This is a genomic window from Flavobacterium sp. (assembly GCF_031411595.1).
Classification (GTDB): Bacteria; Bacteroidota; Bacteroidia; order Flavobacteriales; family Flavobacteriaceae; genus Flavobacterium.
Genome location: NZ_JANOBI010000009.1, coordinates 1 through 13,320, shown reverse-complemented (window position 1 = coordinate 13,320; position 13,320 = coordinate 1). Strand labels below are relative to the sequence as shown.

Annotated in this window: 6 protein-coding genes; 2 read left to right on the top strand and 4 right to left on the bottom strand. The window is 38.1% G+C overall.

Going from position 1 to position 13,320, the window contains the following annotated elements; all coding sequences use genetic code 11:
* Positions 1-70 precede the first annotated feature (70 nt).
* From RMO03_RS01395 to RMO03_RS01385, 3 genes are all read right to left on the bottom strand, one after another.
* On the bottom strand, positions 71-838 hold the full coding sequence (locus RMO03_RS01395; protein WP_309640288.1) for a carboxypeptidase-like regulatory domain-containing protein: 768 nt from the start codon (positions 836-838) through the stop codon (positions 71-73).
* 87 nt (positions 839-925) lie between these two features.
* Positions 926-2,917 (bottom strand): DEAD/DEAH box helicase, encoded by a 1,992-nt coding sequence (locus tag RMO03_RS01390; RefSeq protein WP_309640287.1) that lies wholly within the window; start codon positions 2,915-2,917, stop codon positions 926-928.
* Positions 2,918-3,193: 276 nt separating this feature from the next.
* Positions 3,194-3,772, bottom strand: a complete 579-nt coding sequence (locus RMO03_RS01385; protein ID WP_309640286.1) for a non-canonical purine NTP diphosphatase — start codon at positions 3,770-3,772, stop codon at positions 3,194-3,196.
* Positions 3,773-3,918: 146 nt separating this feature from the next.
* Here RMO03_RS01385 and RMO03_RS01380 point away from each other — a divergent pair, with 146 nt between their 5' ends.
* The gene (locus RMO03_RS01380; protein ID WP_309640285.1) at positions 3,919-6,282 is read left to right on the top strand and encodes a 7TM diverse intracellular signaling domain-containing protein; all 2,364 of its coding nucleotides are present in this window, start codon (positions 3,919-3,921) and stop codon (positions 6,280-6,282) included.
* A 165-nt stretch (positions 6,283-6,447) separates the two neighbouring features.
* Here RMO03_RS01380 and RMO03_RS01375 read toward each other — a convergent pair whose 3' ends face one another.
* Positions 6,448-7,371: a T9SS type A sorting domain-containing protein gene (locus RMO03_RS01375; RefSeq protein WP_309640284.1), complete on the bottom strand. Its 924-nt coding sequence runs from the start codon at positions 7,369-7,371 to the stop codon at positions 6,448-6,450.
* A 354-nt stretch (positions 7,372-7,725) separates the two neighbouring features.
* On the opposite strand from RMO03_RS01375, the gene RMO03_RS01370 reads away from it, so the two are divergent.
* Positions 7,726-13,320 (top strand): YDG domain-containing protein (locus RMO03_RS01370; RefSeq protein ID WP_309640283.1); only part of this gene is annotated, 5,595 nt, incomplete at its 3' end.

Genomic DNA, 13,320 nt, shown 5'->3' with positions numbered 1-13,320 from the left:
AATGATAGCGGGAAATAGCTCCTAAAAAAACTTCTAACCTTAGCACCTCAGAACCTTAGAGCCTCAGCAACTATTTCTTCTTCAATATTTTATATTCTTCATAACAACCGCTAATCGCATCCATAATTTGAAGATCGTTGGCCGATTTGATGAAAGATTCCGAATAATTGCAGCGGTCTAAGATTTCGGCAATTTCTTTTTTATCGATGCCTAAAAGTGTGGCTAGTGTTTCGCGATCGAATTTTGATTCTAGTAGATTCCGAACAGTTTCGTCTTTTTTGATTTGTTTCAACCGCTTGAGTTCCTTTGATTTTTTCCCGAAGAAATTATACAAAGCGTCGGCTGGATTGAACATTGAGCCCAATATATTGCCAAAAGCATTCGGAGAATATTCTCCGGCTTCGTAGCCTTGAGGCAGGCCAGAAATGCTGTAACGGTAATTGTTCGGTGATGGAATCAGTTTCGAATCGACTTCTAGATAACCTGTTAAATAATAAGGTTGGATGATGATTTCTTCGAGCGCTATGGCTTTCTCGGTCATCTGAATTTTGGTGGTTTTGTTTTTAATCCAGTCGTTGGTGACTCTGATTTTCAACGATTGAAACCCGATGTATGAAAATAATAGTGTATCGCTGACGCTAACGTTGAGTTCGAAATAACCTTTGTCATTCGACACGGCGCCAATTACTTTATTGAGATTGATGATATTGACATTCGAAATCGGAAGATTCGTATTGTCGTTAGTAATCGTTCCTGAAACTCTCGAATCATCGGCAGATACTTGTGAAAAAGTGGTATGGGAAAGTAATAAAAAAAGGAAGACTACAAAATATCGCATAGAGAGTTTTAAAAGTTTAAAAGTAATAAAACGGCTAATGATATTTTGTAGTCTTTGTTATAATTATAAGAAAATTAACAAAAGGTGTTAGCTTTTTCTTGGTCTTCTTTCTCTTGGAGCATCCGATGAACCTTCAGAACGGCGTGGTGCTCTGTCTGAGAAACCTTCTGTTCTTGGAGCGTCAGATCTTCTTGGAGCGCGATCGGATGAAAATCCACCTTCACGTCTTGGTGGAGCTGAACTTCTTGATTCGCTTCTTCCGCCAAAACCGCCTTCACGTGGTGCTCTGTCTGAAAAACCACCTTCTTTTCTTGGTCCGAATCCGCCGCTTCTTGGAGCTGAACTTCTGTCGCTTCTGAAACCGCCACCACCAGAACTTCTTCCGCCACCGAAGCTTTTTCTTTCACCACCGAAACCGCCACCGGAACTTCTTCCGTTGTGATCACGTCTTCCGCCACCGTCATTTTTAGAAATTTCTACGTTGATGCGTCTTCCTTCTAAAGTTACGTTGTTTAATGTTTCCATTACTTTATCGGTGAATTCAGGATCGGTATTGAAGAAAGAGAAACCTTCTTTAACATCGACTTTGTATACATCGTCACGACCTAATTCTAAAGTTTCTTTTAGGTAATCTTTCAATGTCATCCAATCGAAATTGTCTCTCGAACCGATATTCACGAAGTAACGCACTGCGCCACCGTTGCTTTCTCTTGGTTCTCTGTCTTCACGACCTTCGCGACGATCACTGCCGGAAGATTGAGAAGATAAATCACGCGTTTTCTTGTAGTAATTGATGAATCGATTGAATTCTACCGATACCATTTTCTTAATCAATTCTTCTTTTGACAAACCTTCTAGTACATTATTAATGGCTGGAAGATAGTTGTCGATTTCGTGATCAACTTCGGTATCTTTAATTTTAGTGGCTAAGTGCAACAATTGAATTTCGCAGATTTCAATTCCAGATGGGATTGTTTTCTCTTCGAATTTTTGTTTGATGATTCTTTCGATTGATGAAATTTTGCGCAACTCACTTTTAGTTACAATCACGATTGATGTTCCTAATTTTCCGGCACGACCTGTACGGCCTGAACGGTGGTTGTAAGTTTCGATTTCATCCGGTAATTGATAATTCACTACGTGCGTAATGTTATCAACGTCAATTCCACGTGCGGCAACATCTGTAGCCACCAACATTTGGATTTGTCTTCCACGGAACGATTTCATTACCGAGTCACGTTGTGCTTGCGATAAATCACCGTGTAAAGCTGCGGCGTTGTAACCATCTTCAATCAACTTTTCAGCGACTTGTTGGGTGTCTCTTTTGGTTCTGCAAAATACTACTGAGAAGATATCTGGATTCGCATCAGCCAATCTTTTCAACGCTTCGTAACGGTCTCTTGCATTCACTAAATAAAATTCATGGGAAACGGTTGCTGAACCTGAGTTCTTTGCTCCAACAGTAATTTCCTGTGGATTTTCCATGAATTTTTTCGCGATACGCGCTACTTCTGCAGGCATAGTCGCTGAGAAAAGCCAAGTGCTTTTTTCTTCGGGTGTGTCAGATAAGATGGAAACGATGTCTTCATAGAATCCCATGTTGAGCATTTCGTCTGCTTCGTCTAGTACACAATAATCAATCTGTTTGATATTGACCAAACCTCTGTTGATCATATCCTGCATTCTACCTGGAGTTGCGACAATGATTTGAGCGCCTCTTTTGATATCTCTTGCTTGTTCTGTAATGCTTGCACCACCATAGATGGCTACGACATTAATACCTTTTTCGTATTTCGAATAGTTTTTAATCTCATTCGTAATCTGTAAGCAAAGCTCACGTGTTGGGGATAAAATTAATGCTTGTGTATTTTTGTTGTTAGCATCAATTTTCTGGATTAGCGGGAAACCAAATGCAGCGGTTTTCCCAGTTCCTGTTTGGGCTAACGCTACTAAATCTGTGTCTTGTTCCAATAGCATTGGAATCGCTTTTTCCTGTACTTCGGTCGGATTCTCAAATCCTAGATCGATAATCGCACGTTGTAGCGACTCACTCAATCCTAATTGTTCAAATTTGTTCATTATTTATTTTTAAATTCGGTGCAAAAGTAGGGCGAATAAATGGAATAATCTAATGGATAAATGAGATTTAGGATTTTATTAATTATTGAAAATCAACAACATAGAAATAGTGTTCAGCAAGCAGCATTTAGTGGTCAGTAAAATAAAGTCGTGAATTGATAATTCGGTTGTGAAATCTGAATCGAAAAAGTAGCCAAATACTTTATTTTCTAAAGATTCGTATCTCGTGTTATTAGTTGTTCTTTCTGAACACTAAATGCTGCTTTCTGAACAATTTTATGTTAACAATTCCAGAAATGTAATCAATTGCTGAGTGGCTTTTCCGCGATGGCTGATTTGTCCTTTTTGCTCAATTGAAAGTTGTGCGAAAGTTTCTGAATAACCATCAGGTTGAAAAATCGGATCGTAGCCAAAACCTTGATTACCAATTTTTTCTAAAGTGATTTTGCCTCCTGCAATTCCTGTGAAAAGATGTTGTTTTCCGTTTAGATTTAAAGCGATAACGGTTTTAAATTGTGCGTTTCTGTTGCTTTGGTTTTGAAGGTTTGCGAGCAATAAATTCATATTGTCATCGGCATTTCTTTGTGCGCCGGCATAACGAGCGGAATATACGCCGGGTTCTCCATTTAATGCTTCCACTTCCAGACCTGTGTCATCAGCAAAACAATCGTAACCATATTTTTTAGTAACGTAATTCGCTTTCTGAATGGCATTGCCTTCAATGGTGTCAGCAGTTTCCGGTATATCTTCGAAACATCCAATACTGTCTAACGAAATAATTTCAATGCTGGTCGGAAGCAATGCTTGAACTTCTTTGATTTTGTTGGCGTTGTTGGTGGCGAAGACAAGTTTCATGGTTTTTTGAAGTTAAAAATATTCGATTTTTTAATTTAAATTATAATTATTGAAGGATTGAAATGAATCAACAAAAGTTAAAAAAAAACCAATATTCAATTTCTTTAGTATATTGGGTACCTATACCACTAATTGTAATTTAAATTATGAAGCAAAATAACTCTTTTTTGTATTCTATTGTTTTTTATTTTTTATTTTTTACGGCTGGATATTCACAATACGTATTCAAACAGCCCGTTCCTTCTTCGATTTCATTACATCCTTATACGACGATTGCCGATGTTGGTCAACAGCAATTCAACATCGAATTCATTCAAGCGAATTATTCAAAACTGCGATCATGGACATTAAAAACCGAAAACGATGATTTGGGGTTTACAGATCATCATTTTTGGGCGAAATTGCAATTGGATAATGCGACATCAAAGGACTTGCATTATTATTTAGAAACCGCTCGACCAATAACGGATTTGGTTGAAATGTATGCGATTGATTCCATTGGAAAAATTACAAAATCAATCAGTGGTGACCAATTGCGGTTTTCTCAAAGAAGTTTTCAAGATCGCAAAACCGTTTTTAAAATTGATTTAGAACCGAAAGAAAAAATCACGTTGTTTTTTCATCTCAAAAGTGATGGCGAAGTGATTAAAATACCGATGATGCTTCGTTCTTCAGAAAGCTTCATCGAAATGGCAGCCAATGAGCAATTGGTCTTCGGAATTTTTTACGGAATTCTAACTACGGCGGCGATTCTTTACCTGTTCTTTTTCTTTGGTTTGAAAGAGAAAACGTTCCTATACTATAGTTTGTATGTTGTGTTTATTGGCTTAATGCAGTTTGCTTTGGATGGTTATTTCTATCAAATCGTAACGCCTAATAGTGGTTGGTTTTCGTTGCATGCGGTGTTATTATTTGCGATGATTGCGGGCATTTTATTGGGGAAATACAGCGAAGTTTTTTTAAAAATCAAAGAATACAATCGCCTGATTTATGTTTTGTTTAATGTGCTGTATGCATTGGCTTTCTTAGTCATATTGACGATAATTTTTGTTCCGTCACTTTTTGCAATTTGTTATCCTTTGGCGAATGTACTTGGGCTGTTGATTCTGATTTTAATCATCACTTCGGTGATTTATTTGTATGTGCATCGAAAGCCAATAGATGCTTTTTTTAGTATTGGTATTCTGTTTCTGATTCTGGGCTTTGGGATCTTCATTTTGAATAATTTTGGACAAGTACCCAATACGTTTTTCACACAAAACAGTTCGAAGTTTGGAACCGGTTTAGAAATCATTTTCTTATCGTTGTCGATGGGGAATTTGATTCGAGATCTTAAAAATGAAAAAGAGCAACTCAATCAATTGGCTTTGATTCGTCTAGGTGAAATGAATGATATGAAATCGTACTTTCTATCGAACATCAGTCATGAATTGCGCACACCATTAAATGCTATTTTAAATTTGACCGACGCTATTTCGAAAGAAGTAGCCGATGAAAAACTAAAACAAAACTGTCAGATTATTAAGTATTCATCGCATAGTTTGTTGAGTTCGGTGAATGATATTCTCGATTTTTCGAAAATTGAAAAAGGAGAATTACAATTAGAACGTGTGCATTTCGAACCTGTTAAAGTATTGGAACATTTAAAAAATAACGCCGTTAACAGAGCGAAAGATCAAGGATTGGAGTTCGAATTTTCGAAAGCTGATCATATTCCAGAGCATATGATGGGCGATGTGACGCGGTTGGTGCAGATTGTTAATAATGTATTGAGCAATGCGATTAAATTTACGGCGCATGGTTTTGTGAAGTTTAATATCGATGCAAAAATCAAATCAAAAGACCGAGCGACTTTGATTTTGACGATTTCGGATTCGGGCGTTGGTATTCCAAAAGAAAAAATGAACAGTATTTTTGATTCGTTTTCTCAAAATTCGATTGACAACAAACGAAAATTCGGTGGACTCGGGCTCGGGCTATTCATCGTAAAGACTTTGGTCGATATGCAAAACGGAACCATTACATTCGACAGCGTTGAAAACATTGGAACGACTTGTAAAATTATGATCGATTTTGATGTAGTCGTTCCTGAGAAAAAAGAAACCGTAGTTGCTGATACGACTATTTTTGATTTGCAAGGAAAATCGATTTTAGTAGTAGAAGATAATGCTATTAATCAAATGGTGATTAAAATGATTATCAAAAAATGGCTCAACACGAGCGTGGTATTTGCCAACAATGGACAAGAAGGACTAGATGCATTGCAACAACAACATTTTGATATTATTCTAATGGATTTGCAAATGCCAGTTATGGATGGTTATGAAGCGACGATTGCCATTCGAAATGGTGAAGCCGGAGAAGCCTACAAAAATATTCCGATTATAGCCGTAACGGCCGATGTTATGGAAACGACAAAAATCCGCGTGAAAGAAATTGGGATGAATTTTTACATTTCAAAACCGTTGAAAAACGAGACTTTGTTTCAGGCGATTATGGAGATGTTTTAAGACGAAATAATTGTTGTCTTTCATTTGTGACTTTGCGTCTCTGCGTATTTGCGAGATTAATACTTCTCGCAAAGACGCAGAGGCGCAAATTTAAATACTAAAATCTTTAAAATAAAAAAGGCACTTTGTTGAGAAGTGCCTTTTTATTAATATATAATTGAAAGTTTATCTTACAACTAATTTTCTAGTCAAACCAGAGCCGGTTCTAATGAAATAAACTCCTGAATGGAATGATTTAGTATCGATAGTATTCGTGTTTTTAGCTTTCAAAACCAATTTTCCTAAAGTATCAAAGACTTCAATATCTTGTGTTTGATTGAACGTTACGATTTCTTTATTAGCAGGGTTTGGATAGATTTTGAATTCGTTTTTATTCGCTTCAAATTGAGAAACGCCTAATGTCACATTGCTTGTTATTGTTACCATATCATAACGAACAGTTCCTCCCGTTCCAGCAGAATATACATTACTAGATCTAGCCGCCACATAATCTCCTGCGATAGGATCAAACGCACTTACGATTTTGAAAGCCACATTCGGATTGTTATCTAAAGAAGTTATAGAGGAAACATCAACAGTTCTTCCGTTATACCATGTGTCGCCAGTTCCTGTTGCAGCTGGTGTAAATGTAAAAGTTTGAGCTTCAACCCATACTGGAGTAGCAGCAGTTCTGTCAGCAGTATAAAATACTACATAAGTATTACTTGCACTGTTGCTTAAACGTTGTTCAAATTTTAAAACAATACCAGCTTGTCCAACTGAACTTACATTGTACTGAACTCCTCTTATTTTATTATCTGTTCCAGCCGGTGCATAACCTGCAGTTTGCCATCCAAAATTTGTAGCTGTAGGTTCAGTTTCCGTAGTTCCTACCGAAGCATTTCCAGCAGAAAAAGTGCCGGTAGAGCCACCAATTAATGCTGCAGTACCAGCGCCAACAGAAACTAAAGGAGAACTTCCTCCTCCAGGAATTGAAGCTGCATCTGCGCCGTTAAAATTCCATTGAGCTAATGTTGCTTGTCCCCAAGAATTACAAGTAAACAATAAAGCAATAGCAACAATTTTTAATACATTGTAATTTGTCTTCATATTTTTTCTTTTAAATTTCAGGCTAAATTATTAATAAATTTTGAATTGAAATCAATTTTCGATGTAATGCATATATATTAGTATGAACAACTTTTTTAACAATGTAAAGAATTCTTAAATTAGCGTTACTTTCTTTAATATTTCGACTTTATAATGTTGCTAAATTGTTGATAATGTTGTTTTTTAACAATCAAACGCGTTTATTTTTCGTGTTAAATTATCGTTACCATCGATAAAACGCTGATTATGTCGATTAAGTAAAAATGTTGACAAAAATTAACAATTAGTTCCTATAAATTACTTCCATTCAGATAAATAATCTATATTTTTGTCGCAACTCAATTTTAATTATTTATGAAAAATATGCTACTTTTTAAGAAAGCAAACACTTTTATGTTTTGGTGTGTCGCTTTGCTGTTGCTTTGTGGATCCGGGAAAGGGTATTCACAGTTGTTGCTGACAGAGGATTTTAGTTATGGTGCTACTGCCGGAAATCTACAGACCATTGCGTCGCCAAATTGGGCAGCGCATAGCGGAACCAGTAACTATGTACAATATTCCACTACAGGATTGACTTTCTCAGGCCATGCTGGTTCTGGAGTTGGAGGTGGGGCCACAATTAGCTCCTCTGGTGTGGGAGATCATAACAGAACTTTTACATCACAAACTTCAGGAACTGTTTATATGAGCTGCTTGGTTCGTATCACGGCAGCTACTGCTTCAAATGATTACATTTTACATTTTAATTCAGGAACTTTCAATGCTAGAGTCTTAGTACAACTAAGTGGTTCAAATATTCGATTTGGTATCAGTAAAGCAGGAACGCCGGTTGTTGCCACTACCAATTATAATTTATCAACCACTTATATGGTTGTGGTGAAATATACTTTTATTACAGGTACTACGACAAATGACACTTGTGATTTATGGGTGTTACCAGCTTTCGCTTCTACAGAGGCATTAGCTGGGGCTCCATTACAGAGTACTTCTGCAGGAACCGATGCGACAGCATTAAACGCTGTATCGATTCGTCAAGGAACACCACCTACAGGGTCTATCGACGCTTTTCGTGTAGGAAATACTTGGGCTGATATTGCACCTTCTGCGTCTTTAATCAATGGCGGTGCTACTGCAACTGCTTTTTCAACAACCTATGGAACAGCTTCGGCTTCACAAACTTTTCCTGTTTCAGGAACTTTACTTACCAATCCTTTAGTAGCTACTGCACAAACAGGATTTGAAGTATCTAGAAATGATGTAGTTTCTTATGGAGCAACAGCAACTTATACTGCCGCAGAAGCTAATGCAGGTGGTGTTTCTTTTTTGGTTCGTTTAAAAAACAATGCCAATGCTATTAGTTATAATGCTCAAAATGCAGTAGTGCTTTCTAGTAGCCCTGCACCGAATGCTAATATTGTGACTTCTGCTTCGGGTAATACAGTTACGCCTTTAGGATTAACGATTACCGGATTGTCAGCTCAAGATAAAACGTTTGATGGTAATAATACAGCTTCATTAACAGGAGGAGCCACATTAAATGGAGTTTTGTTTTCTGATGATGTGGTTCTAGGAGGAACACCTTCAGCGACTTTTTCTTCAGCTGCGGTAGGGACATGGCCAGTAACGGTTACCGGATATTCTATCAGCGGTACTAAAGCTGCGAACTACAGTCTAAGTCAACCGACCGTGGCGAATGCAACCATTAATCCTTCGGCATTGATTGATCAAGTGATTACTTTCCCTGCTTTAAGTTCGGTTCCTTATGGCACAACAAGCGTGTCTTTGTTGGCTACATCGGATAACCCGGGTGGTAATCCAATAACATATATAAGTTCGAATACTAATGTCGCAACAATTTCTGGAAGTACAGCTGTTATTGTAGGAGCAGGAACGACTATCATTACCGCTTCACAAGCAGGCGATGTTACGCACAATCCGGCAATCAATAAAACACAAAGCCTGACTGTAACACCATTAGCAATTACATTAAATGGTATTTCTGCATTAGACAAACCTTATGATGGTACAACAACCGCAACTTTAACAGGTACACCAGTTTTATCACCGGCACCTATCAATGGCGATGGAGCTAACATAACAATCGCAGGAACGCCAGTAGCAAACTTCGCAACATCGAATGTAGGTACACAAGCGGTTACTGTAACCGGGTATTCTATTACTGGGACCAAAGCGGGAAATTATACATTTTCACAACCAACAGTTGCCAATGCAACAATTACTGCATTGACGCAAACCATTACATTTAATACAATTCCTTCCTTAAATACTTTGACAGGTACAGTTACTTTAACAGCCGTGGCTTCTTCTGCATTGACAGTAACTTTTGAAAGTTCTGATACGAATGTAGCGACCATTTCTGGGAATGTATTGACGGTCGTTGGTTCAGGTCCGGTAACAATTACTGCTAAACAAGCGGGTAATAGTAATTATGCAGCGGCACCCGATGTAGCTCAAACTAGAACCGTAGAAACTGCATTATACTTGAACCAATTCACAGGAACTTCGGCTTGCCCTACACAAGGAAATGTGGCTACAGTTGCTGCAAATACAACTGGTGCAGCGGCAACACGTTCTACAGTAACTTGTTCTAATTTAAATAATTTCTTTAGTTCAACTACTTTAAATGTTACGTCTAGTATAGTAAACACTTCTTATATTGAATTTTCGGCTACGGCTGCCACCGGATATAGATTAAATCTAACAAAACTATCCTTCTTACGTTCTGGTAGTGGAACTGCACCAAACCAATTGGAGGTGCGTTACAGTACTGATGGGTTTGCTACATCAACTTCGATGAGTAATGCCGCTTTAACTACAACAACTGCTACGACATTGACTTGGGATTTTACGGATTTTAACACGCCGATTTCAGGAACGATTACCTTCAGATTGTATCCTTACGGAAATCAACGTTCAGATTTAGTTGCAGGAGCTGCAGCTGCTAGTGGTACGTTTAGAATTGATGACGTGACGATTTATGGTACAGTGGTGGTTCCTCCACCAACAGTAACAACGACGTCGCCACCAGCAGTAATTAATGATTTGTCTGCCACACTAGGCGGTAACGTAACGGCTGGTTCTCAAATAACAGGTAATGGAGTAGTATTTTCAGTACCTACTGCCAATACTAATCCGACTATTGGTGGATTTGGTGTAACTAATATTGCTAATGGCAGCCCTTCAACAGGAACAGGCGCTTTTTCAGTTCCATCAGGAGTATTGCAAAGAGATACTCAATATTATTATAACGCATATGCAACAAATCTTCAAGGGACTTCATATGGTAGTGTAGCAACGTTTTATACGGCAGCTTCAACTCCTGTAACTGTTCCTTTTTTATCGGGCGAAACAACTTCATCTTTAGTTCTATTTGTCTACGAAGTTTCCAGTCCGAATTACTTTTATACACAATTTGTAATTCGGGTTGTAAGTGGTGCCAATACCTATTATTTGCAAGCCAACAATACTTTGGGGGTTAATCCGGTATGGCAAACTGCTGCTCAATGGGAAAATTCTTTAACAACATTGACTGTGACTGGTTTGACAAGTAATACTTCTTATACCTTTGATATAAAAGCTAGAAATGGTGCTGGAGTGGAAACCGCTTTTGGTCCAAGTACAACCATTGCTACTTTAGAAGATTTAAATCCAAATTTAGCATTAACTAGTGCAGCGCCATCTTTTGGAAATGTATGTACTACTGGAACCAATAATTTTGGCACGACGAGTTTTACCTTGAATGGCTTTTATTTAGATGCTTCTGATTTATCGGTAGCTTCTTCTTCTGGAGAATTGTCTTTTTCAACTTCTCAAAACGGTACCTATTCAAATCCTTTGTCAGTTTCTCATACCAATCCAACAATGACAAGTAAAGTTGTTTGGGTAAAACTTACTCCAAGTGCAACAGGTGCTTTTAGTGGTACAGTTGCCATTACTGGTGGTGGTTTAGCTAGTGCTTTCAATGTGACTGCTACAGGAACTGGAATTAATACACCGGTAACAGTAACTACAGGAGCGATTTCTAGTATTACTACCGTTGGTGCTACCATTGCAGGCACGGCAGTTGCAGGATGTTCAGCTGTTACTGCAACTGGAATAGAGTATAGTATTTTTAGTGATTTTTCAAGTGCTACACAAATAGTAGGTAGTTTCCCTATAGCGTTGACCACTTTATCACCGAATACTTTATATTATGTAAGAGCCTACGCTACCGATGCTTCTGCAGCAGGAATTGCTTATGGAAGCTCATCTTCATTCACCACTTTAGGATTTACTACAGGACCTGTTGCTACGGCGGCTACTTCAATTACAGGTAATAGTTTTACCGCCAATTGGGAATCAGTTCCTGGTGCTGAATCGTATTTATTAGATGTAAGTACAAACCCTAATTTCTTAGGTGCACTAACTACAGTAGCCAATTGGAGTTTTCCAAATGCTGTTGACGATGCGGTAATCGATGCTGGTATTTCAGCCAATAACGGAAAAGTATTAACCACAGTAGGAGGTGTTGGAACGATTACCTATGTACCAATTTCTTCAAGTACAACTAGCGCTGCTTCAGGAGCCACTTGGGATTCAGGAAGCGGAACAAAGTATTGGCAAATTGATATCTCTACTGCTGGATATTCTGATCTTAAATTATCTTCCGCACAACGTTCTTCAGGAACCGGACCAAGAGATTTTAAAGTGCAGTATAGTGTGAATGCAGGAGCAAATTGGTTCGATGTTTCAGGAGCAACTATAACTGTTGGTAATAACTGGACAACAGGTGTTTTAAGCGACATAGCTTTACCTGCTGCTTGCGATAATAAAACTTCAGTAAGATTGCGATGGATTATGACATCCAATACGAATGTATCTGGAGCCACTGTTGCAGGAACAGGAACTAGCGGTATCGATTCGATTATTGTTACAGGAAGACCACCAAGTTTTACAGTATACGAAGGTTTATCAGTAAACGGATTGTCTCAATTAGTAAGCGGATTAGCAGAATTAACACAGTATCATTACCGAGTTAGAGCGTTTAGCACTAACAGTACCTCTGGAAATTCGAATGTCATTCATGTAACTACAATAGCTTCACCACCAACTTTTGATTCTGTTTCTTATAGTGGTGCTACCGTTTGTGATGGTGCTAATGGTACTTTTGATGTGAGTGGATTGACTCCAAATGTAGCTTCAAGAATATACTATGACATCAATGGTGGTACTACACAAAACATTTTGACCACTGTTGCAGATGGTACTGGTGCTGCTACTTTTGTTATCCCATTACCATTATCTGCTAATTTTCAATTATTGACAATTACTTTGGTAGAACGTGCTGATGCATCATCTTCTTTGGTTGTAGAATCCAATAACATTGTTTTTATTACAGGTATTGCTGCTAATGTTACTTATTACGCAGATGTAGATACTGATACTTATGGAAATCCGGCGGTTAGTCAAACCACTTGTACAGGCGCTCCATCAGGATTCGTAACTGATAATACAGATTGTAATGACGGCGATATTACCAAACATGCTTCATACCCATTCTATACGGATGGCGATGGCGATGGATACGGAACAGGAACTACAACCACATCATTATGTGCTGTAAATGCAACGACACCACCTGTGGCAGGTTATTCTGCTACAAATACTGATTGCAATGATACCAATATCAATATCTATCAATTCGCTACTTTCTATGTAGATGCCGATGGCGATACTTATGGTAGTTCAGCTACAGCATCTGTTTGTTCAGGTTTAACAACACCAACTGGTTATTCAACAACCAATGATGACTGTGATGACACTAATGCAACATTGAATCCAACGAATCCATGTGCTACTGGAAAAATAGTAAACTTGACATTATTTGTTGAGAGCTATTACATCGGTGGAAGCACGATGAATTCTGTGAAATTGAATCAAGGTTCTAGT

Coding starts and splice junctions, on each gene's coding strand:
- RMO03_RS01395 (WP_309640288.1), bottom strand. CDS start 838: ATGCGATATTTTGTAGTCTTCCTTTTTTTATTACTTTCCCATACCACT.
- RMO03_RS01390 (WP_309640287.1), bottom strand. CDS start 2,917: ATGAACAAATTTGAACAATTAGGATTGAGTGAGTCGCTACAACGTGCG.
- RMO03_RS01385 (WP_309640286.1), bottom strand. CDS start 3,772: ATGAAACTTGTCTTCGCCACCAACAACGCCAACAAAATCAAAGAAGTT.
- RMO03_RS01380 (WP_309640285.1), top strand. CDS start 3,919: ATGAAGCAAAATAACTCTTTTTTGTATTCTATTGTTTTTTATTTTTTA.
- RMO03_RS01375 (WP_309640284.1), bottom strand. CDS start 7,371: ATGAAGACAAATTACAATGTATTAAAAATTGTTGCTATTGCTTTATTG.